Source organism: Microseira wollei NIES-4236, from assembly GCF_020521235.1.
Classification (GTDB): Bacteria; Cyanobacteriota; Cyanobacteriia; order Cyanobacteriales; family Aerosakkonemataceae; genus Microseira; species Microseira wollei.
In genome coordinates this window covers 39,235-63,808 of sequence record NZ_BLAY01000015.1, presented here as the reverse complement: position 1 = coordinate 63,808, position 24,574 = coordinate 39,235, and the positions used below count along the sequence as shown (strand labels likewise).

General features: G+C 48.0%; 26 protein-coding genes and 1 pseudogene. 16 read left to right on the top strand and 11 right to left on the bottom strand.

The window, feature by feature from the left end; genetic code table 11:
* The 5 genes from MiSe_RS07105 to MiSe_RS07085 all read left to right on the top strand — a co-directional run bounded on the left by MiSe_RS07105 (window position 1) and on the right by MiSe_RS07085 (window position 4,078).
* Window positions 1-960 carry an NAD(P)H-dependent glycerol-3-phosphate dehydrogenase gene (locus MiSe_RS07105; RefSeq protein WP_226576638.1) on the top strand — a complete coding sequence of 320 codons (960 nt, stop codon included), beginning with the start codon at window positions 1-3 and terminating at the stop codon, window positions 958-960.
* Between the two features lie 278 nt (window positions 961-1,238).
* Window positions 1,239-1,439 (top strand): hypothetical protein, encoded by a 201-nt coding sequence (locus MiSe_RS07100; RefSeq protein WP_226576636.1) that lies wholly within the window; start codon window positions 1,239-1,241, stop codon window positions 1,437-1,439.
* Between the two features lie 2 nt (window positions 1,440-1,441).
* On the top strand, window positions 1,442-2,683 hold the full coding sequence (gene sigC / locus MiSe_RS07095; protein WP_226576633.1) for an RNA polymerase sigma factor SigC: 1,242 nt from the start codon (window positions 1,442-1,444) through the stop codon (window positions 2,681-2,683).
* A 235-nt stretch (window positions 2,684-2,918) separates the two neighbouring features.
* Complete coding sequence (locus MiSe_RS07090; RefSeq protein WP_226576631.1) at window positions 2,919-3,425, top strand: ferric uptake regulation protein; 507 nt, start codon at window positions 2,919-2,921, stop codon at window positions 3,423-3,425.
* Window positions 3,426-3,622: 197 nt separating this feature from the next.
* Entirely contained in the window at window positions 3,623-4,078 is a 456-nt protein-coding gene (locus MiSe_RS07085; protein WP_226576626.1) for a Fur family transcriptional regulator, read from the top strand.
* A 68-nt stretch (window positions 4,079-4,146) separates the two neighbouring features.
* On the opposite strand, the gene MiSe_RS07080 is transcribed toward MiSe_RS07085, so the two are convergent.
* The 11 genes from MiSe_RS07080 to MiSe_RS07030 all read right to left on the bottom strand — a co-directional run bounded on the left by MiSe_RS07080 (window position 4,147) and on the right by MiSe_RS07030 (window position 12,789).
* Window positions 4,147-5,331, bottom strand: coding sequence for a peptidoglycan-binding domain-containing protein (locus tag MiSe_RS07080; RefSeq protein WP_226576624.1), 1,185 nt, complete (start codon window positions 5,329-5,331; stop codon window positions 4,147-4,149).
* 159 nt (window positions 5,332-5,490) lie between these two features.
* A complete protein-coding gene (locus MiSe_RS07075; protein ID WP_226576621.1) occupies window positions 5,491-5,667 on the bottom strand; it encodes a hypothetical protein in 177 nt (58 codons plus the stop codon).
* A 134-nt stretch (window positions 5,668-5,801) separates the two neighbouring features.
* Window positions 5,802-6,353, bottom strand: coding sequence for an SH3 domain-containing protein (locus MiSe_RS07070; RefSeq protein WP_307731212.1), 552 nt, complete (start codon window positions 6,351-6,353; stop codon window positions 5,802-5,804).
* 113 nt (window positions 6,354-6,466) lie between these two features.
* On the bottom strand, window positions 6,467-7,981 hold the full coding sequence (locus MiSe_RS07065) for a Ycf46 family AAA ATPase (RefSeq protein WP_226576619.1): 1,515 nt from the start codon (window positions 7,979-7,981) through the stop codon (window positions 6,467-6,469).
* Window positions 7,982-8,086: 105 nt separating this feature from the next.
* Complete coding sequence (locus tag MiSe_RS07060; protein ID WP_226576616.1) at window positions 8,087-8,599, bottom strand: YceD family protein; 513 nt, start codon at window positions 8,597-8,599, stop codon at window positions 8,087-8,089.
* Between the two features lie 79 nt (window positions 8,600-8,678).
* A complete protein-coding gene (locus MiSe_RS07055) occupies window positions 8,679-9,191 on the bottom strand; it encodes a Jag family protein (protein WP_226576601.1) in 513 nt (170 codons plus the stop codon).
* 6 nt (window positions 9,192-9,197) lie between these two features.
* On the bottom strand, window positions 9,198-10,337 hold the full coding sequence (yidC, locus tag MiSe_RS07050; RefSeq protein ID WP_226576598.1) for a membrane protein insertase YidC: 1,140 nt from the start codon (window positions 10,335-10,337) through the stop codon (window positions 9,198-9,200).
* A 751-nt stretch (window positions 10,338-11,088) separates the two neighbouring features.
* Window positions 11,089-11,481 (bottom strand): PH domain-containing protein, encoded by a 393-nt coding sequence (locus MiSe_RS07045; RefSeq protein ID WP_226576596.1) that lies wholly within the window; start codon window positions 11,479-11,481, stop codon window positions 11,089-11,091.
* A complete protein-coding gene (rnpA, locus tag MiSe_RS07040; protein WP_226576593.1) occupies window positions 11,471-11,875 on the bottom strand; it encodes a ribonuclease P protein component in 405 nt (134 codons plus the stop codon). Before rnpA ends, MiSe_RS07045 begins: the two co-directional genes overlap by 11 nt.
* A gap of 14 nt (window positions 11,876-11,889) precedes the next feature.
* Window positions 11,890-12,027, bottom strand: coding sequence for a 50S ribosomal protein L34 (gene rpmH, locus MiSe_RS07035; RefSeq protein ID WP_226576590.1), 138 nt, complete (start codon window positions 12,025-12,027; stop codon window positions 11,890-11,892).
* 240 nt (window positions 12,028-12,267) lie between these two features.
* Window positions 12,268-12,789 carry a DUF2808 domain-containing protein gene (locus MiSe_RS07030; RefSeq protein ID WP_226576588.1) on the bottom strand — a complete coding sequence of 174 codons (522 nt, stop codon included), beginning with the start codon at window positions 12,787-12,789 and terminating at the stop codon, window positions 12,268-12,270.
* Window positions 12,790-12,927: 138 nt separating this feature from the next.
* Here MiSe_RS07030 and MiSe_RS07025 point away from each other — a divergent pair, with 138 nt between their 5' ends.
* From MiSe_RS07025 to MiSe_RS06975, 11 genes and pseudogenes are all read left to right on the top strand, one after another.
* Entirely contained in the window at window positions 12,928-13,527 is a 600-nt protein-coding gene (locus tag MiSe_RS07025; RefSeq protein WP_226576585.1) for an IS607 family transposase, read from the top strand.
* A gap of 27 nt (window positions 13,528-13,554) precedes the next feature.
* Window positions 13,555-14,214 carry a tetratricopeptide repeat protein gene (locus MiSe_RS07020; protein WP_226576701.1) on the top strand — a complete coding sequence of 220 codons (660 nt, stop codon included), beginning with the start codon at window positions 13,555-13,557 and terminating at the stop codon, window positions 14,212-14,214.
* Window positions 14,215-14,216: 2 nt separating this feature from the next.
* Window positions 14,217-15,269, top strand: a complete 1,053-nt coding sequence (locus tag MiSe_RS07015; RefSeq protein ID WP_226576582.1) for a tetratricopeptide repeat protein — start codon at window positions 14,217-14,219, stop codon at window positions 15,267-15,269.
* Window positions 15,270-15,371: 102 nt separating this feature from the next.
* On the top strand, window positions 15,372-16,469 hold the full coding sequence (locus MiSe_RS07010) for a CHAT domain-containing protein (protein WP_226576579.1): 1,098 nt from the start codon (window positions 15,372-15,374) through the stop codon (window positions 16,467-16,469).
* Between the two features lie 93 nt (window positions 16,470-16,562).
* Window positions 16,563-18,446: pseudogene (locus MiSe_RS51970) on the top strand (filamentous hemagglutinin N-terminal domain-containing protein).
* Window positions 18,447-18,640: 194 nt separating this feature from the next.
* The gene (locus tag MiSe_RS06995; RefSeq protein WP_226576699.1) at window positions 18,641-19,867 is read left to right on the top strand and encodes an RNA-guided endonuclease InsQ/TnpB family protein; all 1,227 of its coding nucleotides are present in this window, start codon (window positions 18,641-18,643) and stop codon (window positions 19,865-19,867) included.
* Between the two features lie 373 nt (window positions 19,868-20,240).
* On the top strand, window positions 20,241-20,633 hold the full coding sequence (locus MiSe_RS06990) for an adenylate/guanylate cyclase domain-containing protein (protein ID WP_226576566.1): 393 nt from the start codon (window positions 20,241-20,243) through the stop codon (window positions 20,631-20,633).
* Window positions 20,634-20,954: 321 nt separating this feature from the next.
* Window positions 20,955-21,365, top strand: coding sequence for a DUF928 domain-containing protein (locus MiSe_RS06985; protein ID WP_226576561.1), 411 nt, complete (start codon window positions 20,955-20,957; stop codon window positions 21,363-21,365).
* A gap of 153 nt (window positions 21,366-21,518) precedes the next feature.
* The gene (locus tag MiSe_RS51965; RefSeq protein ID WP_307731211.1) at window positions 21,519-22,220 is read left to right on the top strand and encodes a hydroxymethylglutaryl-CoA lyase-like TIM-barrel protein; all 702 of its coding nucleotides are present in this window, start codon (window positions 21,519-21,521) and stop codon (window positions 22,218-22,220) included.
* A gap of 169 nt (window positions 22,221-22,389) precedes the next feature.
* Window positions 22,390-22,746: a hypothetical protein gene (locus tag MiSe_RS51960; protein ID WP_307731210.1), complete on the top strand. Its 357-nt coding sequence runs from the start codon at window positions 22,390-22,392 to the stop codon at window positions 22,744-22,746.
* Window positions 22,743-24,194 (top strand): MFS transporter, encoded by a 1,452-nt coding sequence (locus MiSe_RS06975; protein ID WP_226576556.1) that lies wholly within the window; start codon window positions 22,743-22,745, stop codon window positions 24,192-24,194. The genes MiSe_RS51960 and MiSe_RS06975 overlap by 4 nt, the downstream gene beginning before the upstream one ends.
* The last annotated feature ends 380 nt before the right edge of the window (window positions 24,195-24,574 follow it).

Below are 24,574 nucleotides of genomic sequence, written 5' to 3'. Positions count from 1 at the left end.
ATGACAATCCAAAACCCAAAACCTAAAATAGAAGCAACGATTGCCATCCTGGGTGCAGGTGCTTGGGGGACAGCCTTGGCAAACTTGGCGGCAGCAAACGGTCACCAAGTAGGCTTGTGGTCGCGTGAATCTTCTGAAAGTCTGGCAGATGTTATAGCGGGTGCAGATATTATCCTGTCAGCGGTTTCGATGAAAGGCGTCAGACCCGTTGTAGAACTGATAAAGCCGTTAGCGTTATCTTCCGACACAATTATCGTCACGGCGACTAAAGGATTAGACCCCTCGACGACTTGCACGCCTGCACAAATTTGGCAAGCGGCGTTTCCCTCCCATCCGGTGGTAGTTTTGGCGGGACCAAACTTATCTAAAGAAATTGAACAGGGACTACCAGCGGCGACGGTAGTTGCGAGTACCGATGCAGAAGCAGCTAAAGTCGTGCAAGCAAGATTGAACTCGACGCGGTTTCGGGTTTACACCAATTCGGATCCTTTGGGTGTAGAGTTGGGGGGGACGCTGAAGAATGTGATAGCGATCTCCGCGGGTACGTGCGATGGTTTGCAACTGGGAACCAATGCCAAAGCGGCGCTAGTAACCCGTGGTCTAGCTGAAATTATTCGCATCGGTACTCATTGGGGAGCCAAAACCGACACCTTTTATGGTTTGTCGGGACTGGGAGACTTGTTAGCCACTTGTAACAGTCCCCTCAGCCGCAATTACCAAGTCGGTTATCAACTCGCCCAAGGCAAGCAGCTTCCGGAAGTTTTAGCGGCGCTACAGGGGACTGCCGAAGGGGTAAACACCACCCAGGTGCTAATTCAACTAGCCAATCAGCAGGGAATTTCCGTACCCATATCTTATCAAGTTTATCGATTGCTCCAGGGAGAAGTAACGCCGCAAGCGGCTGTAGACGCGCTGATGCTGCGCGATGTTAAGCCGGAGATTGGGTCATGGCGTTACTAGGCTCTGCCGTGGAAGGGTAATGGGTCATAGGCGAAGAATTTTTTCCCTCCTATGACTGACGATCGATTTGGCGCAAGGCTAAGTAACAAAACTTAACAGAGGGCTTTGCGGTTTTTTGGCAAGTGATCGGGAAATATTCTATCTAGTGATGTAGATTAACTTACCCACTGACAGAAGTCACCCTTGAGTATGAGGGATTTTCCCTATACTAGCTGACAGGTTGAGAATCTAGAAACCCGTTGTAATCGATTTAGCTGCTCGATTCAGCAATTCTATGAATGGGAGTAACTCTCGATACCGAGTTTAAGACCCGTGCAAAAGTCAGCGATCGCAGGGTTAAACAGGGAAGTGCATCACTGGCGGCGTCCCGAATCGCCGGAACTCGTTTGGGCGCTTCGCGCGTTATAGAGGACGCCAACAACCGTAACAAGCAGCCGCTTTCACCAGCCCTTTGTCACATGGAGCAGTTGAGGCAATAACTATGCCAGCCACCTTTTTTTCTACCGATGCCACCGACGACAGTCAATTAGATGCTTTGAGCTTTCAACTAGACAACGATGCTGAACTAACAGGCAGCGACTTGGTCGAATTGGATGTAGAAGAGGCAGATGTTGCCAGCGTCGGGCAATCTACCAATCGTCGTACTACCGATCTGGTTCGTTTATACCTCCAAGACATAGGCCGGGTGCGCTTGCTGGGACGCGATGAAGAAGTTTCAGAAGCACAACAAGTCCAGCGCTATATGCGGCTGCTGGAACTGCGCGATCAAGCCGCTAAGCAGGATATGGGAACGATCGCACAGTACGTGGAGTTGATCGAGATCCACGATCGCTTAGCTTCTAACTTAGGTCACCGTCCTTCTTGGGAACGGTGGGCGACTACCGCTAACCTAACCGTGTCCGAGCTCAAATCAACACTGGCAGCGGGGAAACGGCGCTGGGCAGAACTCGCCGGATTAAAGATTGAGGAACTAGAACAGATCCAAACCGAAGGGATTCGGGCGAAGGAACACATGATTAAGGCCAACCTGCGCTTGGTCGTGTCCGTTGCCAAAAAGTATCAAAATCGCGGTTTAGAACTGTTGGATTTAATTCAAGAAGGAACCTTGGGCTTAGAGCGCGCGGTTGAGAAGTTTGACCCGACTAAAGGCTATCGCTTTAGCACCTACGCTTACTGGTGGATTCGTCAGGGTATTACGCGAGCGATCGCAACTCAAAGCCGCACGATTCGCCTACCCGTTCATATCACTGAAAAGCTCAACAAAATTAAAAAAGCTCAGCGTAAAATTGCCCAAGAAAAAGGTCGCACGCCCACCCTGGAAGACCTAGCCAAGGAATTAGACATGACTCCGCTGCAAGTGCGGGAAGTTTTATTCCGCGTTCCTCGATCGGTTTCTTTTGAAACCAAAGTGGGTAAAGAAAAAGACACAGAATTGGGCGATTTGCTGCCAACTGAAGACGAGTCTCCCGAAGATGTCCTGATGCAAGAAGCTCTTTACAGAGACTTACAGCATCTGTTGGCAGATTTAACCAGCCGCGAGCGCGATGTGATCTTAATGCGGTTCGGTTTGGGAGATGGTCACCCCTACTCCTTAGCAGAAATTGGACGTGCTTTGGATCTATCTCGCGAAAGAGTGCGACAAATTGAAGCCAAAGCACTGCAAAAATTGCGCCAACCCAAGCGTCGCAACCGCGTGCGCGACTATTTAGAAGCCTTCAGTTAAGCTTCCTCCTGACTGGGAACGGGTGAGATCGTCAACCACCTATGCCAGCAAAAGCATTGCTTTTGCTGGTTCTTTAGTTAAGTTTTTTATATTGATTCACTCGGAATTATTATCAACAAGCTCTCTATCTTTAAAATGCTTTTAGCTATTTATTCTCAATAAGCAAGTTTCTTGAAAATGAGTCAATATATTGTGTATCCTTCGTCATATAGAGGGCTTTCTTGAGAATGTTTATATGGCTAACTATACAGCAGCCTCGTTTAAAGCTGAACTGAACGAGAAAGGTTGGCGTTTGACCCCCCAGCGAGAGACAATTTTACAGGTCTTTCAAAATCTTCCCAAAGGCAACCATCTCAGTGCCGAAGACTTGCACGCCTTATTGCAGAGCCGAGGAGAACAAATCAGCTTATCTACCATTTACCGCAGCCTCAAGTTAATGGCGCGGATGGGCATTCTGCGAGAACTGGAACTGGCAGAAGGACATAAACATTACGAAATTAATCAGCCCTATCCCCATCACCATCATCATTTGGTGTGCATTCAGTGCAACAAGACGATTGAATTTACCAACGACTCGATTTTAAAATTGGGCTTAAAGCAAGCTGAAAAAGCAGGATTGCACTTGCTTGACTGTCAGCTGACCATTCATACAGTCTGTCCGGAAGCGTTGCGTCAGGGATGGCCTTCCTTACTTCCCAGTAACTGGTCGTGCATTCGCTCGGCTTCCCTACCCGAATTGTGAAAGACTACACAAGTTGTAACACTTCCGGGATAGCAATTGAGGGCTGATTATCCTCCAGCCCTGGAACGGGACTGACAGCAGTTACCGACCAGGGCTGGTGATGCGAGCCAGAATATTTTCACTAAGCCGAGTTTGTTGAAAATACATTGCTAGTTAGCTATTATTGTCAATAGACCACCTTTGTTGAGAAGGTTAATATGGCTGTCTATTCAGCATCCTCACTCAAAGCCGAACTAAATGAGAGGGGCTGGCGTTTAACTCCCCAACGAGAAACGATATTACAGGTTTTTCAACAGCTTCCTAAAGGCCAGCATCTCAGTGCCGAAGAGCTTCATCACCTGTTGCAAAGTCAAGGGGAAGCAATCAGCCTGTCCACGATTTACCGGAGCCTGAAATTAATGGCTCGCATGGGCATTTTGCGGGAACTGGAACTGGGAGAAGGACACAAACATTACGAACTCAATCACCCCTATCCAGATCACCACGACCATCTAATTTGCGTTCGGTGCAACAAGACGATCGAATTTAACAACGACTCGATTCTCAAAATCGGGGCTAAAATTGCCGAAAAAGAGGGATATCACCTGCTCGACTGCCAGCTGGTCATCCATGCCATTTGTCCGGCTTGCCAGCGGGCTTTATTACCTCTGTGAAGCTCAAGAAAATAGCTCTCAGATGAAATATCCGAGAGCCTTCTGAGCTTAAGCCGGTTATAGGGTACCTAAAAGCGTGCTTGGAGAATGTCAGCCTCGCTGACACCGTAGGCTCGCTGAGCTGCTTTAATCGCTGCCTTGGTCTGCTCGTTCAAGTTACCATCGAGCGGGCCGCTATAGAAGCCTCTTTCTTTTAGGCGCTGTTGTAAGTCTCTCACACTCAAGTTGCTAGCCGAACCAGCTTTCGTCTGCAACGCCGCCTTGGTTGCTTCGTCTACAACGCCACTAGGAGTCAGTCCAGAATCCTGCTGGAATTTAATCACAGCAGCCTTGGTTAAGGGGCCAAAGTTACCCGTGGTACGCCCGTTGAAGTAGCCCAGCTCTTGCAGACGCTGCTGAAGTTCTCGCACTTGCTCGCCTCTGCTACCTTGCTCGATCATGGCGGCGGTTACCTGCTCGCCTACCTGCTCGCCTACCTTCCCGCCTACCTGCTCGCCCTCGCTTGGCGGTGTTTGGACAGTTGTACCATTTTCACCCAGAAAAGGATCTCTGTTAAACGGCGTCGCAGCCGTAGCGTTCCCGTTGCTGTCGAGCAAAGCAGACCAGGTTCGCCCCCCCACGATGCCATCAGCCCCCAGGCGATTTTTGCGCTGAAACTGCCTGACAGCGGTGAAGGTTTTTCCGTCAAATTGCCCATTGGGGCTGCCTTCGTATACACCAGCTGCTGCCAAAAGTTTCTGGAGAGCAACGACTTCGTTGCCCCTAGCGCCGCGTCTGAGAGTGATGCGGCGAACGGTTTCGGGAGTGGCTGTGGCGGCCTGTGTGTCGGCAGGTGGAGTTTCAGCGTCGCTTCGACCCAGCCGACGCAGCAAAGCTGCTTTGGTTTTTGTTTCTACAACCCCATCTGGTGTCAGTCCTTCATCTTGCTGAAACCGGATCACGGCTTGCTTGGTTAAAGGGCCAAAATTACCCGTAGAAGGACGATCAAAGTATCCGAGTTCTCGCAATTGCTGCTGAAGTTCTGCTACCTCCTGACCTCTGCTGCCTGCTTCGATCTGCGCTGTTGCTGGCGCTGCCATTCCTATGACGGTTGAGGCGGCTAGCAACGATACCAAACGAATCCAAGTCCGGCTTTTAGGCTTTTTCCCCTTCAGCCCCCGGACAACTTTTATCTCACTGAAATCATCGGCAGGATCTATGGTCTCAGATGATTCGCAAGCACAAGCAAGATATATATAGGCTAGAGTTTCCATATTTGCGTTACTAAAATTAACTAGCCAGTCCGGAATAGTTATTATACTGCTTTTAGCAGTTTTTGTCACTATTTGGGGATTATTCCAGGTTGGCTAGTTGTGATGGACAAGTTATTACAGCGTTAGTTCCCAGATTCGATCCGGAAGCTATGGAGGCCGTTAGACTAGACCCAAGCGATGGCATACCAACGCCACTATCACCGCCAATCCGGTAATTTCCAGCGCCATCAAGGGATTCTGACCCTGCGCGACGGCAAATGCACACACAACGCCTGCGCCCAAGGCAGCAGCAACGACACCACCCAAAAGGTCTTGATTAGAGTTTTTGTCGTACATGGTTTGTCAACTCGTGGTTAGGTTATGCGGGTCATAAATATTAGTTTTCCAACCTACCACTCGGATCGGGCTGCCTTACACTTGAGTCCGGATTTTGCAATCAAGCTTTAAACAAAGCTAATTTTCTTAACAAATCAATCAGTAGCAGGCTGAGTTGGTTCTGACTCAACTCGTTCCACATTCCCGGCTTTGACCCAACCTTCTTCGTTATTTTCCTCAACGCGAATCTTAATCCATCGTTTGTCCTCGCTTTCTGTCACGACAACAATCTGTTGGTTATAGCCTATACCGCCGATGCGGCGAGACTCGGTGCCGGGACTATCTCGGAGAATCAAACCGTTACGCCAGGTAACTTTGGCTCTGTAGGCTCCAGGTTCGAGGGGTTTTGGGGAGGCTGTTTCCGTTGGGGTGGAGGAGGCGTCTGGCTGTGCCGCCGAGACGGTTTCAGCCGCGTTGGTGGCTGGAGTTGCCCCCGCGACGGGCTTGCTGGCTGGTGGGGAAGGCTTGGGTTTGGCAATGGGCTTATCATTGGCAAAGATAGGTTTGGGAGGGGGTGCGGTGAGCTTGGTGACGAAGTAAAAGGCGACTCCCACGCCGCTGCCAACTAACAGCGCGATCGCAATAAAGAAACCAAGTAAAAACTTAAAAATCCCAGACCAACTCATACCTACTCCTGTGTCAGACAAGCTTTTTACCCCATGCTCCGCTTCTAACCCCCTTATTTTCTAAGAGAGGGGGAAGGAGGACAAGGGGAAAGATTTAAGATTTAGCGGACTGCTGGCTCAATTTATGGCGCCAGCTAGCGAAATTGGCCTGGAATGCGACTGCCCAGAATGCTGTGCTTAGAGGCTAAGCGAGCTTTACCAGCAGCCGCCCAGTTTTGCAGAAACTGAATTTGTTCTTGCGCGGTTCGCGCCAAGGGGATAATCTGGCTGGCGGCTTCTAAAATATCATCCGTAGCAAAGTCTCGATTTTGACTAAAGCCAATATGCATTGCTTCAATTAAACTTTGCTCTATTTCTGCCCCAGAAAAATCGGGGGTTTCGTAAGCAAGTCTTTCGATGTCGTAACTTTTGAGATTGTGGGCGCGCAACCGCGATAAATGCACGCTAAAAATCTCTTGTCGCTCTTCCTGAGTGGGCAAACCGACAAAGAAGATTTCATCAAACCGACCTTTGCGGAGCATTTCCGGGGGTAATGCCTGGATATTATTCGCAGTCGCGACGACAAACACGGGTGAAGTTTTTTCGGCTAACCAGGTAATAAAAGTGCCAAAGACGCGGCTGGTGGTACCGGCATCGCCTTTGCCATCAAACCCAGAAAACCCTTTATCAATTTCATCGATCCAGAGGACGCAGGGAGCCAATGCTTCCGCCAGTTGGAACATTTGACGGGTGCGGGATTCAGATTCGCCTACCAAGCCGCCAAACAGGCGTCCAACGTCCAATCGCAGCAGGGGTAGATGCCAGTGGTGGGCGATCGCTTTCGCCGTCAGAGATTTCCCGGTTCCCTGAATCCCCACTAACAATAACCCGCGCGGATGGGGCAACCCGTATTGCCTCGCCCGTTCGGAAAAAGCACCGCCTCGCCGCAACAACCATTCTTTTAAATTATCCAACCCGCCAATATCGGAAATTTTTTCCCTTGCCGGGTAAAAATCTAATATTTGGGTTTGGCGGATTGTCTGGCGTTTTTCTTCTAAAACGAGTTCGACATCTTCCGGACGCAATTCGCCTCTTGTGGCGATCGCTCTTGCCAAAACGCGCCGTATCCGTTCCATCGACAGTCCCTGACAGGAACGAACCAGTTCGTCTAAAACCCGCGTTTCCAGAGATTTTCCCGTCGCCGCTGACAAGCGTTCTACTTCGCTTTTAATCTCCGACGCCGAGGGGAGGGCGAATTCCAGTACGGTGAGAACTTCACCCAGATCTTCTGGAATCGCGATTCTGGGGGACAATATGACGATATTTTTCGGCTGGGATTTGAGCAAGCGAGCCAGATTTCGGAGTTTGCGCGCCACCGAGACATCTTCTAGGAAGCGGTGGTAGTCGCGCAAAATAAAAATCCCTGGCGCAGTTGCCGGCAGTTTTTCCAGTAATTCTAAAGCTTGCAGGGGATTTCGACGTCCAAACCCGGCATCGGTGGGGTTGCCTTGGTAGCCATCGACAAAATCCCAAGTATAAACCCCACGGTTGCCCTGCTGTTTAGCGCAGGCGGCGATCGCTGCTTCTACTCGCTCTTCTTCGTAGGTGGGAATGTAGATTAAAGCGTAGCGCGCCCGCAGCAGCAGTTGAAACTCGTCACTGAAACTCATAGCGATTTTGGATGGGAGGATTTCGGATGCGAGGATTTTTAGATTAACAGCTAACACTAAAAAGGCTAACTAATTATCTCCAATCTCAAATCTAAAATCTCCAATCTAAAATTCTTTTGGGAATTTTCCCTTGAGAACTTCCAGCGCTGCCCAGCGTTGGTCTGCGGTTGGTTCCGATTTGCTTGGGCGTTCCAGTTGTATACCTTTACACTTGGGGTCGCATAGCTGCCTGGGTGGTAATGCCAGACACATCTGCTCGTACAGCCACTCTCCTGGGTTGAAAACACCGTCTGGCGCTAGGGTTTCTACTAGGTCATCCACGTCAATTTCTTGCTCTATCGGCCCAGTATAGGGTTGGTTAGCGGCTGCGTCTAGCCAGATCAGTTCGGAGGTATTAGCTACCAGGCGGTGATTGTATTGTTGCAAACATCGGTGGCACGTTAAGGTAGCGATCGCTTCCGCTTTGGCAGAAACTTCCAGATAAGTCCCTTGATGGGTAACTCGCACCTGCCCTCGAACGGGCGTCAAGGTTTCTAAATTTGGCAGAAACTCTTCAACTTGAACCACCTGGGTCTGCTTGGGTGCTTTAAGCAGATGCGGAATATAAATTGCTTCCATAAGTAATTGCGAGCCATCCTTCTTTGATTTTAGATTTTGGATTGATCTAAAATCCAAAATCTAAAATTCTTGGGTTGAATCAGATGAGTCGCACGACTAAACGGCGGTCTGGTTCTTTGCCCCGACTGTAGGTTTCCAGGTCGGTGAAGTCCTTTAAAAAGGTGTGAACTTGACGCCGTTCTGCTGCCGAAAGCGATTTTAGTTCAAACTCTCTACCCGTCAAGCGCACCTGTTCGGCGGCATATTGCGCCATTTCTAGAAGTTCGGCTTGCCGCCGGACGCGGTAGCCAGCTAGCTCGACCGTATATGCCGCTTGCTCCTCTGGGGTTTGACCCAAGTTGACGGTGGTATTGGCTAAATACTGAATCGCATCTAAAGCCGAGCCGTCAACCCCAATTAACGCCTGAATTTGTGCGGGCGTTAGATTGGTTTCATCAATGGTCAACCAGTAGCTATCAGGTTCTGATTCATCCTCTTGTTCGGCTAGAGATAGAGTGGCGTGCTTTTCGACTTGCACCTGTGCGGGGGTTTTGGTCAGACGCAGCAGTTCTTCTAGCCACTTCTGACCGCGCTGCATTCGACTATCGGTCATGAAACCCTACCCTGAGGCTTTTTTCTTAGAACGACCGGGTTCAAAGGGAAGCGATTCCCTTCCCTTTGTTTCTTTTTCCTGCACCTCTACCAGTTTTTGTAAGTTTTCGGGCAGGGGTTCCCGCGACAAAACAAATGTCTGAACCGTCTGGAAGATGTTGGCGATTAACATGTACATCAACACCCCAGCGGGAAGCGGGAAGAACAAAAACATCCCGGAAAAGATAATCGGAGTAATTTTGTTTACCGTATCCTGCTGTGGGTTATTACTGGTACTTCCTTGACCGGAAAGCAGTTGGTTAACGTACAAACTAACGCCAAACAACAGTACCATGACCACGGTATCCCAGTGGATGGTTCCGTCTTTGTCAACCGCACCGACGCGACCCAGGGCTTCGATGAACAGAAAGCCTTTCTCAGCTGCTAGTCCGGGAATTGTGGCTTGGATGGTAGCATCTCCCGGTTCTAGGGCTTCGATGTTGCCATTTTCATCGATTCGCACCCGTTCTTGCCCTTTGGTTACCTGCCAGCGGGGAACGAGTTGGGTGTCGGGGTGTTCGGTTACAAGGGCGTTCAGCGGTTTGCCTTCGGGGGTTTGAAATTCAAACTTGGTTTTCTCGCCCACGGTTAAGCCGTTGCCACTTGGCACCAGCCCCATAATGGGAGCGTGTACCCCATCGGCGACATAAATATTTTGGGGAGAAGTGGCAAAAGGTTGGGGTTGAATCTGCTCAATTTGTTCCTTGGGAAAAATTTGCAGATTGACGGTGTAATTTACATCTGAAAAGGGCGAGCCGCGCAAGGTGGCAAATAATGCAAATAGCACCGGCATTTGCAGCAATACGGGCAAACATCCGGCGAGGGGGTTACCAAATTCTTTATAGAGCTTGCTCATTTCCTCCTGCTGTTTAGCAGGGTCTTCTTTGTAGCGCTCTTGAATTTCTTTCACCCGCTTTTGCATGATGGGTTGGGTGATTCGCGTGCGGCGCATACTGCGAATTGAGTTCGCGCTTAGAGGATAAACCGCAAAGCGAACCACCAGGGTCAGCGCCACGATTGCTAGCCCATAGCTGGGTACGATCCTGTAGAAAAAATCCAGGATCGGCAGCATTACGTTGTTGGAGAGAAAACTGACACCAAAATCCATGCTTATGAACTCTACCTGTCAAGCGCTGTATTATGCAACACAAAACTTACTCAAATCGACCAGGCATTAACTAGCCTGACTCTTAATTGACGGAAAGCTTCCTGTTTCGACCAAGGGAGTCGCCTCCGACTTGTCCACAGGCGTAAATTCCCTGCTTGCCTCACCTTAAACCTCCGGGAGTATGGAGAGCCACCCATCTTTTAAGTGGGGGATGAAATACAAAAGCGAGCAATTTTAATTGCCGTCCCCTTTTGGAGTGGAGGGGTATGGTTGACCCTCAGAGGGGATATGGTTGTCCCCTTTCACCCATTTGGGGCGAAAGTTAGCAAGGCCATTGTTATCGGTCGGTACTATCTCGAAAGCACTGTCTTACCCCGAGTAAAACTGTTTAACCTTTGAGTTCTATGAGCAAGGAACTAGCAAAGCATTCCCTGGTAGGAACTTGAACGCTTGCCGATAACTTCGTTTCCCCGTTAATGGGACACTGGGCCCGTCAGCTACCTAAAGTTTCTGGGCATGAAGCACCGTCTCTTTAGAGCGGGGTGCTGACGTACTCTGTTTAATATCTATACTATGCTGCACCCAAACGGTGGGTTGTTCTGGTAAGCGCCCGGTGTGGATTGCCGCCCCATCTCAAAAAACATGGAAAAATATGCTCTGTTTTTCTGATTTGGGTTAAGCTCTAACGGAGGTACTAGGCTTGCTGTGAACCTCAAAGCAAGTAGCTTGAGGAATTGTTAGGTTGGCGATTTTAGTTACCTGTCAAGCTACCGGCTTTGGGAATATTGAGACCTGCTTTTTGGGAAACGTAGTCGCATATTTCGCGGTACTTGGGAATGGCTCTTAGTTCCAAGCGACTGCCGCCTCTGAGGGTGACTACCATATCTCCCCATAAGCCGATACCGCGAGCTACTTTCTTGATATCGACGATTTCTGAGTGGATAATATCAGTACGATCGCGTCCCATCCATCCGCCAATCACCGTGATGCGGCGATTGGTAATCCGGTAGCGCAGCCACAACGCTCTGGTAATTGCCCCCACCGTTAACGGCAACCCTACCACCGTCAACCCGATCAGGATATTAAGAATTAGATCCCCGATATGGGGGCCACCTTCATAAAAAACTTCCTCTTTAATGCCCATTTAGTACCTCGGCGTCAGCCAACAACTGCTCTAATTCTTGCAGAAATTGCTGATAATCGCACTCTGTGGCTTTTGGTTTTACCACCACCACTAACAACCAATCCGACTTCAGCCTGGGCAGTAGCTGGCGAAAAGCCGCCCGCAGCTGTCGCTTGATTCGATTCCTTTGGGTGGCGATTTTGCTGACTTTTTGGCTCACCGAAATGCCAATTCTAGGGGGAATTTTGGCTGATTCGGCAGTTTTTGGCTTTTGCTGCCATGCTCTTAAAGTCAAGTGCGGAGACTGGCGACGAATGCCCTGACGAAATACGGCACTAAAATCTAGCCGATGTTTAAGTCGATTTACTTTTGGCAAAGCCACAGGCAATCGCAACCCTCCCTGCCCTTGACTCATCGTTGTCAGCAATTCTAAACCGCCAGACGATAACGGCCTTTGCGACGGCGTGCTGAAAGCACTTTCTGTCCGTTTTTGGTTCTCATCCGGGCGCGAAAACCAGATGTTCTTTTTCTCTTGCGGTTTGTTCCGCCCAAGGTGCGCTGGGTCATTTTCTGTTCTCCAAATTGTCTATTTTACTTGGATATGGGGCTTCTTAGGCAGGTGGGCTTCTTAGGCAGGTGGGCAGGTGGACTTCTTAGGCAGGTGGGCAGGTGGAACTGCAATCTCACCTGCTCCTCTGCTCTCCCGCCGTCGTCCTCCTCTGCTCTCCCGCCGTCCTGCTCACCTGCTCCATAGTACCGTCTGCACAAAAAGTCACAATCTTTTATGTTACCACTCCCCAACCGCAGCTAATCAATGCTGAGGATCCAAGTACCGATGTAACGCAGCAGCGGTACATCCCCAGGGGTTTGAATTTGGCAGTTGAAGAGAAACATTCCGCCAAATGTTGGGTTTTTGACGTTGGATAGCACCAACTCGACTGTGTTTCCTGCCGGTACGGGTTCTCGCGGGAAAATTTGAATCACCCGATTTTCTCTGTCCCAGTTGACTTCCTCTAAGGGTACCGACTTACCTCGGACTCGCACCTCTATTTCTTTCGGATCAAACACGCCCTCGAAGTAGTTTGGATAAGAAATTGAGAACTGGGCAACTGCCAATTTCATTTGTTTGGAGGGAATTTGCAGTCGGTAACGATCCCATCCATTCGTTCTGCCGCCAAAGTCTAGCCGAAAGGGTAACTGGTTTTCGCGGCTAACTGGACCCCAGAGGGTAAATCCAGGCAAGCCATTGCCTAAGCTGATAGAAGGCACCCCGCTTAGTACACAAGCACTAATTGCCAGGGCAGAAAACAGGCGTCGTAGAGAAGACATAGGTTAGCTACTGAAATAGTTTTTTAGAGAAACTGTTGTTACAGAAATTAACTATACAGAGTTTATCAGCATATTTTAGTCTGATAAAAAGTCGATAATTTTATAGTCATAGATAGTCAGGGATAGTATATAGTTTTTATGAAACTAGCTGATTATGCAAAGCACTTAGGCATTAGCTACCAGACGGCGTGGCGGTGGTGGAAGGCAGGAAAGCTGCCGCATCGCGCTTACCAGTCAGAAACAGGAATGGTGATTGTTGATTACAATCCATCTACTGAAACAACCCCAGCAGGCACTAATCGCGCTGCAATTTACGCCAGAGTTTCGTCCTCTGAAAACAAAGATAATTTAGAGCAGCAGGCAGAGCTATTAAGTCAATATGCCATAGCCAAAGGTTATCAAATCACCAAAGTTGTCAAGGAGGTGGGAAGCGGACTTAATGACAATCGAAAGAAACTAGAAAGCCTTCTGATGTCAAAAGATTACGACATCTTAATCGTTGAACACAAAGACCGATTAGCAACCTTTGGAACTCATTATTTAGATGTTTTGTTGTCTCGGTGTGGAGTCAAGCTAGAGGTTGTTAATCTAGCTGACAAGGTCAGAGATGAGTTGATGCAAGACTTAATTGCCATAATCACCTCGTTTGCTGCACGGCTTTACGGACAAGGTCAAGCCAAACGAAAAACTGCAAAAATCATCAAAGAACTTTCCGAAGGTGATGATGAAACGAGTTGAAAAGCAAGGCAGTTAAACGCTTTGTCTATGTTTGACTATCCTAGATGGAACTATGAAAACCAACTTGAAAGGGGTCAAAGAGTCGTGGGCGGGCGAGGGGGAAGGATGATGTTTCGATTGTCTAGGGGTTGGCGCCGCTTTAGTCTTTTATTTTTGCTGGGTTTAACTTTTTGGTTGTTGTTAGAGACAAGGGTGTTGGCTTTCTTAGTTCTGGTTGTAACACCAGGTACTAATGTAGTTATTGCTAAGTCTTTAACTAATATTAAAACTAAGGCAGAGCCTTGGGAAATACGTTCCCAGGTTGAACCTGGGAACGAGGGGAACGAGGGGAACGAGACTGAGGCATCTATGAGGGTGCAGCAGGGGTTACGGCTTTATGAGGCGGGGAAGATTACCGCAGCAATTAATGTGTGGTCACAAGCGCTTGGTCAAATTTCAAATACTTTGGATAGGGCTATTGTTCAGACTAATTTGGCTTTAGCTTATCGGCAAATTGGCAATTTGAATGAAGCTGTGCAGCAGTGGGAGCAAGCGATTCAAATTTATCGGGGGCAAAGGAATGAGGCAACGCAGCAAACTTTGGCTCAATTGCTGGTGAAGGGCAAACTTATAGCGATTTGGGACAGCAACAACGGGGGATTCAATTGTTGCAATCTGCTTTATAAATTGCTCGTAAAACTAATTTAAAGATGACCGAGGTGGTGGCTTTAGGTGGATTGGGTAATGCTTATTGGGCTACAGGAAATTACGAACAGGCACTCGCTTCTGTGGCAGCTAGCTTGAAGATTGCTCGTGAATTGAGTGGTGGTGAGGCTTTGATTGTAACGGCTTTGAATAATTTGGGAAATGTTTATGGAAGTAGGGCAGATCGATATCGCTATCAGGCGAATGTAGCAACTATTGAAGGGGACGAAAAAGAAGCGTCTAGGTTAAACGATTTAGCTCAAAAGGATATAGCAACAGCGATCGCTTCCTTTGAGCAAAGCGTGCAGGTGGCAACACTAGCTGGCAAAACTAACAATATTCGCATCGCCCAAGTCAAAGCTTTGTTGAATCTTAATCGTTTGCTTGGTGGAATGGCGGCGCCAAATTGGGATTTAATCGCTAATAATCGCGGACGCATTCTATCTATTTTAGCACAATTGCCGGATTCGCGGGATAAAGTTTATGCATTGATTAATTTAGCCTCGGCGAGGCAGAGGGAACAGGAGGCGGCGAGGTTATTGGGGGGTGAGATCGCATCTGCCAGAAATATTAATGATGCCCGTGCTGAATCGTTTGCGCTTGGTAGTTTAGGACACTTGTATGAGGAGTCCAGACAATATGTCGAGGCGATGGAATTGACGCAACAAGCACAGTTTGCAGCACAGAAAACTCTTGCTGCGGATAGTTTATATCGCTGGCAGTGGCAGGCGGGGCGTATATTTAAGGTTACAGGCGATTCGCCCAAAGGGCGATCCGCTTCGCGGAATCGCACGCGCGCGATCGCGTCTTATGAGAGTGCGATCGCAACTCTCCAAAGTATTCGCGGAGATATCTTAGTTGCCAATAAAGATTTGCAATTTAACTTCCGCGACTCAGTAGAACCAGTGTATCGGGAATTGATGGGATTGTTACTGGAAACTGGTAATGAGAAAGAAACTGCCAATTACCAAACAAATCTGAGTCAAACTATCAAGATAATAACGCAAGTTGCTAGTTATCTTTTTAGGGCTGAAGACAGGTTAATGGCTAATAGCTAATGGCTGGTTGAACCGAAAAATATTCCCATCAGCAATTAGCAATTAGCGATTAGCCATTTACCAACCCACGATAGTTATAACTAGCAACTTGAGTTACTAGAATTGCTTAAGTTAGCTGAATTGCCAAACTTTTTTGGGGATGATTGCGGGGAAATTGCGAAAGAAGATGCTAAAAATCATGGCAATTTAGCCTGGACTGGGACGGGGGTGATTTATTCGGCAATTTTGAGCGATCGCACCGAAATGATTCTCCAATCTCCCGATGGTAATTTGAAGGGTTACCCACTAGCAATAGGGCAAGATAAGCTGCAACAGGAAATCGACGAATTGCGGTTATTGCTAGAGAATCGGGCTACGGAAGAATATCTGCCACAAGCACAAAAAATCTACAATTTGTTGATGCGCCCGATGGAAACAGACTTGGCTAAATTGGGGATAAAAACCCTTGTATTTATCCAGGATGGGGTATTGCGAAAAGTGCCGATGTCTGCATTGCACGATGGTCAGGAATTTTTGGTGAAGAAGTATGCGATCGCTACCACACCCAGTTTGAGTTTAACCGCTAGCAAATCGGCAGATATCCGCAACTTAAAAGCCCTTGCTGTTGGTTTAACAGTTGAACGTCCGCCGTTTCCACCGCTGACAAATGTAGCTGCGGAAGTTGCCGAAGTAAACAGCCTTCTGGGAGGCATGAAACTTTTGGATAGAGATTTTACTATAACTCGCTTGGAAAAGGAACTAGGAGCTAATAATTTTCCGATTATTCACCAGGCTACCCACGGCAAGTTTGGTGTGGATGCTGCGAGTACTTTCTTGTTAGCTTATGATACTAAAATCAGTCTGGAACAACTCGATAATTTATTGCGAAGCGTTTCGCAGAATTATGCGCGACGCGAAAATAAATCTGTAGAATTGCTGACTTTAAGTGCTTGTCAAACGGCGGCGGGAGATAATCGATCCGCGTTGGGAATTGCTGGGGTCGCTGTGCAGGCGGGGGTTAAAAGTGCCCTGGCTAGTCTGTGGTTTATTAATGATGAAGCGACCGTGAAATTCATTGAAGAATTTTATACTCAACTGCGGCAACCTAATATGACAAAAGCCGCAGTGCTTCAGAAGGCACAACAGAAGTTAATCGCGTCGGAGGACTATAATCACCCGGCTGTTTGGTCGCCTTTTATCTGGCTCGGCAATTGGTTATAATCAGAATCCCGGTTTCTCTAAGAAACCGGGATTCTGATTAGGGTGGCAACAAAATATCTACCGGGATAACGTTTAATTCGGCTGGATTTATTTATGATACCAAATCCGCTTGCATCACCTCCATCCCTCACCCTGAAGGGTGGGGCTACACAAACAAAGACCGCCTGCGCGGTCTATAAAAATAAAGGGGGTAATCGCACCGAATTCTGGATTAAACAAGTAGGCTACCTAGTCTGGATTGCAGGCAGTTTTGCTTGGCTTGGTTTGAGCGCAATTAGAGTCCAAGCGCAAATTATTCCAGATGCGACTTTACCCGTTAATTCAATTGTTACGCCTGATGGTAATACCAGTATTATCAACGGCGGTACTGGGGTTGGCAGGAATTTATTTCACAGCTTTCGAGAATTTTCCGTTCCAACTGGCGGGACGGCTTTGTTTAATAATGGGCTGGATATTCAAAAGATTTTTACTCGCGTTACTGGCAGTTCTATTTCTAATATTGATGGCACTATCAAAGCGAAGGGCGCGGCGAATTTATTTCTAATCAATCCCAATGGGATTATTTTTTGCCCGAATGCTCAACTCAATATCGGCGGTTCGTTTATCGGCAGTACTGCTAGTAGCATTCGATTTGCCGATGGCAGTTATTGGAGCGCTACTAATCCCAATACTCCCCCGCTTTTGACGGTTAATGTTCCCGTTGGCTTGCAATAGGGAGAAACACCGGGAAATATTATTAATAGATCCACAGCCACCGATGGGAACGGTCAAATTGTTGGCCTTCAAGTTCGGGAAGGTCAAACTTTGGGGTTAATTGGCGGTAATGTTCTGCTGGAAGGGGGTAACTTAACTGCGCCTCAAGGCAGAATTGAGCTAGGCGGTGTGGGTTCTAATAGCTTGGTTCGCCTGATTCCTAATAGCAATAATTTCAGTTTGGGATATGAAGGCGTTGATGGTTTTCAAGATATCCAACTTTCCCAACAGACAGTTGTAGATGCCAGTGGCGTTGGCGGCGGGGATATCCAAATCCAGGGACGGCGCGTTTCTGTACGCGATGGTTCTCAAGTATTAACTATTACTCAAGGGTCGCAACCCGGAGGAAATTTAACGGTTCGCGGTGCCGAATTGGTAGAAGTTAGCGGTAATAATCCTGCCAATTTTACCCGTTTATCCAGCGATACGATTGGTGGCGGGGCGGGTGGCAATTTAACCGTGGAAGCAGGGCAATTTCTGCTACAGGGGACGGCTTTTTTGTCCAGCAGCACTTTGGGAGAAGGGTCAGGAGGAAACTTGACCCTGCACGCCTTTGATCGAGCTGTTTTGGTCGGGACTGGGTTTAATGCCTTGGAACAGTACGTCGCCAGCGCTTTCCTGGGACAATTACTTCCTACCACCCGCATCGGGGGATTGTTTGCTTCAACCGCAGCAGGTGGACGCGGCGGCGATATCGCAATTGAAACGGGTTCTTTAAACCTCCTCAATGGCGCAATTGTCAGTGCCCCCACCTTCGGTTCAGCGTCTGGCAGCAATATCAACCTTCGCGTCACCCATTCCATCGAGTCCTTCGGTTGTGCGATCGCTACCGCCGCCAACAGTCAAGGGTCAGCAGGCAACATCACCCTTACCACCAACCAGTTAACTGTCAAAGATAGCAGCGTCGTCTCCAGCTTTACCTTTAGCAGGGGACACGCAGGAGACATTGCGATCGCAGCCTCCGACTTTGCAGATATCAGCGACACCCGACCTTCTGCCTTCTTTCCCACAGGCATTACTAATAATTCTTTTGGGACGGGGGTAGGAGGAAATGTTCGGATTGCGACGGGACGGCTGTTTAACCGAGGGGGGGCGATTATCAGTTCCAATAGCGGCGGCGCTGCGATCCGCACAGGAGTTATCCCGTTTGGCGGTCGCGGCGGCAACGTTGAGATCGAGGCGCGAGAGTCAGTAGAAATTAGCGGGACGGTCAACTTTACCTAGACAGGCGGGAAAGCCCCCGCCATAGCGTACTCGCTTGGCGGTGGGACGGGCGCCTCGCGAGATGAGGAGTCCCACCCCGACCAAAACCGACAAATCGAAGATCTCGGACGGAAGGGGTGGGCGACGAGATGAGCAAAATCGATGCTTATTCCCAGTTTCCCTGCTATACTTATACCAGATACACCGACGTAAAAATGTTAGTATTTGAGTCAAAACTAGAAGGAATGCAGCAGCAGTATGACGCTCTCGATGAGGCGATTCGTACTGCTAGATTCATTCGCAATAGCTGTCTTAAATACTGGCAAGAAAATCAGGGTGTCGGTAGATACGATCTGAGTCGATATTGTGCTGTTTTAGCTGATTGTCCAGATTTCCCTTGGGCTAAGAAGTTAAACAGTATGGCACGTCAGGCTAGTGCTGAACGCGCTTGGTCGTCAATTGCTCGGTTCTATGATAACTGTAAGAAAAAAGTATCAGGCAAGAAAGGATATCCCAAGTTTAAGAAGTACCAAACTCGTGCTTCCGTTGAATATAAAACTAGCGGATGGAAGTTGTCGGAAGACAGAAGGTATTTAACCTTCAGCGATGGTTTTGAAGCTGGCACATTCAAACTCTGGGGTAGTCGAGATTTGCACTTCTACCAACTCAAACAGATTAAACGAATCCGAGTAGTAAGACGGGCTGACGGTTATTATGCTCAGTTTTGTATCGACACCGAACGATTAGAGAAACGGGAACCAACAGGTAAAACGATTGGGTTAGATGTGGGATTAAACCATTTTTATACTGACTCAAACGGTCAGACTGTTGATAATCCTAGATTTTTGAGAAAGTCAGAACGTGCTTTAAAACGGGCACAAAGAAGACTAGCTCGGACTAAGAAAGGCTCTAAAAATAGAATTAAAGCTAGGGGAAAATTAGGTAGAAAGCATTTAAGAGTAAGTCGCCAGCGTAAAGATTTTGCTGTGAAGTTAGCAAGATGCGTGGTAAGGTCTAGCGATCTTGTGGCGTATGAGGATCTGAAAGTGCGAAATATGGTGAAAAACCATCACCTAGCCAAATCGATAAGCGATGCTAGTTGGTCGTTATTTCGTCAGTGGGTAGAGTATTTTGGTAAGGTGTTTGGTGTGGTCACGGTAGCTGTTCCACCTTACTACACCAGTCAAAATTGCTCGAATTGTGGTCAAAAAGTGCAGAAAACATTAAGCACTAGAACTCATAAATGTTCCCACTGTGGATACATCGCAGATCGTGATGAAAACGCCGCACGCAACATATTAGAGCGCGGATTAGCTACCGTGGGGCACACGGGAAGCTGGGAAGATAATTCCCGAAACGTCTCTGGAGAGATCGACCTCTGCTTAGGTGATGAAAATCCTCTAAGTAAGCCGACTCGACGAAAGAGAAAGTCTAAGCTGTGAAGTTTAGAATCCCCCACCATAGCGACAGCTTGGTGGTGGGAGAATGTCAATCGCACTGGAGGACAGAATGTTTTAACCAGCGGGGTGGGTACGACCACGTTTACGTCCTTCCCCGCAGGAAACATCAAAATTCCCACGCCCCGGTTACTAATTGCCGAGGGTGGGAACATCTCCAGCGCCACCCTTTCCTCCGGTAATGGCGGCAATCTGACCATTGAGGCTTCTGAGTCAGTGGAATTGAGAGGTCCTTCGGCGCTCGACGGACGGCTGTCGTTCTTGCTCACCTCCTCGGGACGGGCGGATTTTCCGCAACTTGTCGCGACGGGTCATGGGGGCAACTTAACAATTAACACCGGAGAATTAGTCGTGCGAGATGGGGCAGATCGCCAAAGATGCCAAAGCCGCCGTCCGTTGCGCTCTGGAAATGGCATCTGCCTTGGAATCCCTCAATCAACGATGGCTTTCTCAGGGACGTCCCACCGTTACCATGCGAGTCGGCATCGCCACCGGCACGGTGGTAGCTGGCAGTCTCGGCGGCATCCACAGATTGGAATACACCACAATTGGTGATTGCGTTAACCGGGCGGCGCGGTTAGAAAGTTTTGACAAATCAATTGATGGCGGTATTTGCCGGATATTGATCAATAAACGAACTTATAAATATATTGACGGGCATTTTGCCACCCATCTAATCGGTAGCGTCCAGATTAGAGGACGCCAACGGCTGACAACCATTTACCAAGTTCTACTCGCACAACAAACTTAGTTGCAGCGGGACTTACGCACGATTAACCTAGAGAGAAACTTTGGTGATTTGCGTAATAAAATGCGGTAGTAAAGGTCGGAAAAGTCGGAAAGGTCGGGAAAAATTATTCTATATCTCCCCTATCTCTTTTGGCGTTATTCTAATTATGTATAGAATATTAAAATTATTTAAATCCGAAAAAATTAGGTATATATTAGGTGGTAGATAGGGGAAAATATTAAAAAATAAATACAGGCTAAAATTCAGCCTGGAACCAGGTCTTAAAGGGTGCAACATCTTCTGTGACATAGGTGATTTGTACAATTTAAGGAGATGTGAGAGATGAGAATTACTTCTCACCAAGCTAGGGGGGTAGCAGGAGCGATATCGATTCTGTTGATGCCATTGATGGGCGCGATCAATACCCCATTAAGTCCAAATTTCAGGCATCCTTTAATCGAGGTTGGTTTTATATCTCCTGCAAGGGCAGAAACTGCTCAAACAGAGGATTTTGATGACGAACCGCCCAACCGGGGAATGCCGAAAACGACCCAAGGAACTGGTTCGCGAGGCTGTACTTTATCTGAACCCGTGACGGTGACTTTGTTAGTTCCCAACGACCACAACGGACAGACTATATCCGGTCGTCCCACCTTTTTCTGGCATGTGTCGTCAATTCCTTTGGGATCGCCCAAGGGTTTTTCTGCGGGCGATCGCAAATCATATGATGTCAGGCAAATCGCGCTTAATTAAAAATCTCCCCGTCCCCGTGTCAGAGCGTCAGAGCGTCAGTCCTAACTATGGGTATTCCAGCGGAAATGATATCATTTATATCGCTTGCGTTTACATAATCACACTAAAATCCCCGGTGGGAAAGATGTTTTGCACAACCTGTATAATATTCGTATGAAAAATCTAAGACTGAAAATTTATGATGAAACTCTTCGAGATGGGGAACAGCAAGTTGGAGTGTTTTTCCAAGAAGAAACCAAGCGACATCTGGCTCACATCATTAACCAAACCGGAGTTGCTCAAATTGATATTATGCCTGGGATTCATAAGACTGAGGAGCGCTTAGTTAAGACATTGGTGGCGGAAGGTTTGGGTAGTAAAGTTGCTGCCGCCACCATGATGGATAAGGAATTCATTGACCAGTCTCAAGCCTGCGGTGTCAAGGAAATCATCTTATTTTATGCAGTCTCCGACCGACTCCTGTTTCTCAGAGACACTGAAGTTTGTCATAACCCTTCATTTAAGGGGAAAACTGTGGATGACGATATCCCAAAAGCTGTTATCCACAAGGTGCGCCAGAACATGATAGATAAAGTTCTCAAAAATCTGCGCTATGCTAAAGAAATTGGACTTAAGGTATGCTTTGCCGCCGAAGATGCCAGTCGGGCTGATTTTGATTTTTTAGTCGAGTGTATTTGTACTTTTAGACCTTACCTCGAACATTTCTTACTCTGCGATACAGTCGGAGTTCTGTCTCCAGAAAAAACCTTTGTGTGGATACAAGAACTCTTGCTGCATACAGAGTACTCGCCCCTAGTTGTGCATTTCCACAATGACTTAGGTATGGCTCTGGAAAATACCATCCAGGCAGTGTAAGCTTATCGCCTCCGGAGTTTCTGGAACTTTTGCTGGCATTGGGGAGAGAGCAGGGAATGTAGCTTTAGAACAAGTTTTAAATGGTTTAAGGGTACGTTTCGGTATAGAAGTAGAGGGAATCGATTATGATGCCCTTGCTAAAGTAACAGACTATTTGGAGCAGTTAGGGGTGCGAGCTAATCCTCCCTACTCTAAGCAGGCTCAACGTCATGAATCAGGCAGTCATGTCCACTCTATATTGCGCGATCGCAATAGCTACTGTATCTTTCCTTACCAGGAGCCAGAGATTTGGTTTGGTAAATTCAGCGGTGCTAGCAACGTTCAGTATCTTTTTGAGCAATATCTGCAAAAGCCTCTAAACCGGGAGCAATATGAGCAGATGCGCTCGATTATCAAAACTATTTCTATTCAACAAAAACGCTCTTTTTCTGCTGAGGAAATACTCGAGTTGTTGCAACAAGGAATCTTGAAGGATGAGATCGATCGCGTTGGAACAAAAAGAACCGAGGAGAGGAAGAAGCCATGAACGCCACAGAAGAGAAATCAAACAATCTAACTCAAGAGCTTACAGAGTCCCCAAAATGGTGGGCGATGTTAGGCATTGGCATGGGTGTGTTCATGTTTGCCTTGGATGTCCACATTGTCAACCTTGCCCTTCCCACATTGGTTCAATCGTTCCATACTAGCTTTGCCACCATTCAATGGGTTCCCTTAAGCTATCTGCTGATGAGTACCGTTTTTGTGCTAGGTGCGGCGCGCTTGGGGGATATGTGGAGCAAGAAGTGGTTGTACCTGGGTGGACTGATGGCGTTCACCATCAGCTCGCTGCTATGCGGACTTGCTCCTACGGTTGGTTTTTTGATCGGTTTTCGAGCGCTTCAAGGACTAAGTGCTGTGTTTATTTCGGCGCTAGGACCTGCGATTATTACCCAAGTGTTTCCCGAACAGGAGCGCGGACGCGCGCTGGGTATTATCAGCGGAATTTTCTTCGTGGGAGTTGCCCTGGGGCCGACGGTAGGAGGACTGCTAATCAGTCTGATCGGCTGGCGTTTAATCTTCTTTTTAAATGTGCCGATTGGTCTAGTTGCCAGTTTAATGGTTGCCTTGGTTGTACCCGCTTGTGCGAGCAGTCAGGTCAAACAAGACTTTGATGTGCTTGGAGCGCTGATAATGATGGTCACTTTGACCTGCTTTGCATTGGGAATGACTTTAGTACAGAGGGAAGGCTTTGGCTCATTGATAGAGCCTTACGCCTTCGCAATCGCTGCTATCGGCTTAGGGTGTTTTTTATTAGTAGAATCGCGCCACCCACAGCCGATGCTCGACCTGGGAATTTTTCGCTCCCTAGAGTTGAGCCTGGGCTTATTGCTGAGTTTGATGACCTATGTCGTTACAGCGAGTGTGGTTTTTATCCTACCGTTCTTCCTGGAGTTGGTTAAACAGTATCCTGCCTTTGAGACGGGGTTGTTGCTAGCAGAAGGACCGATTTTAGCTGGGTTGATGGCACCTGTTGCTGGCACTTTGTCTGATCGATTTGGAGAACGCATCATCAGCTTAATTGGGTTGGTATTAGCAGTATTTGGATGCCTAAGCTTAAGCACCTTTGACGCCCAATTGACCGTCCCTGGTTATATTCTGCGGATGGCACCCTTTGTGCTGGGAGTGGGAATGTTCCAATCACCCAATCAAAGCGCCGTGATGGGGTTAGTGCCGTCTGAGCGGTTAGGCATCGCTTCGGGGTTGTTGTCTTTGTCGCGGACTTTGGGTCAGACAATGGGTTTGTCGCTCACAGGCGTTCTGTTTTCGCTCCTGATTATGACTCGCACACAAGCTCAACCTAACATCAATGTCACCAATGTACCGATTGAAGCGTTGGTTTTTGGCGTGCAGATGAGTTTTCGGCTTGTTGCTCTGATTCTGATGGCGGCGACGCTCTTGGCTGCTTTCTTGTGGTGGTTGAAGCAAAGAAGATAGTAGATAGCTGTCACAAAAATCGGCATTGAATTAATTGCATTAAGTCCGAGCGAGCGATCTAAGTGGTAAACGATATCGCTTAACTAAAAAGATAATAACTTGTCAAAAAAGAGGGCATCGTAGGCGAAGCCAACTCGTGCGAGTACCCTCTTTTTTGACCGCTGTCCTTCCCCACTCTGTAATATCAAGTCCGGTTGCATCGGTTGCGTTTGGAGAGCTGGGGGAGCAAAGGGGATGGGGGAGCTGGGGGAGAAAAAACGCTTTTTCGCACAATCAACTATACACAACTGATCTCTCGCGGACATGATATAAGAGGGTGGGGACTGCTGCGATTAGTTCAAACCGGGTTTCTGCTAGAAGCCGGGTTTTTATAGTTTTTG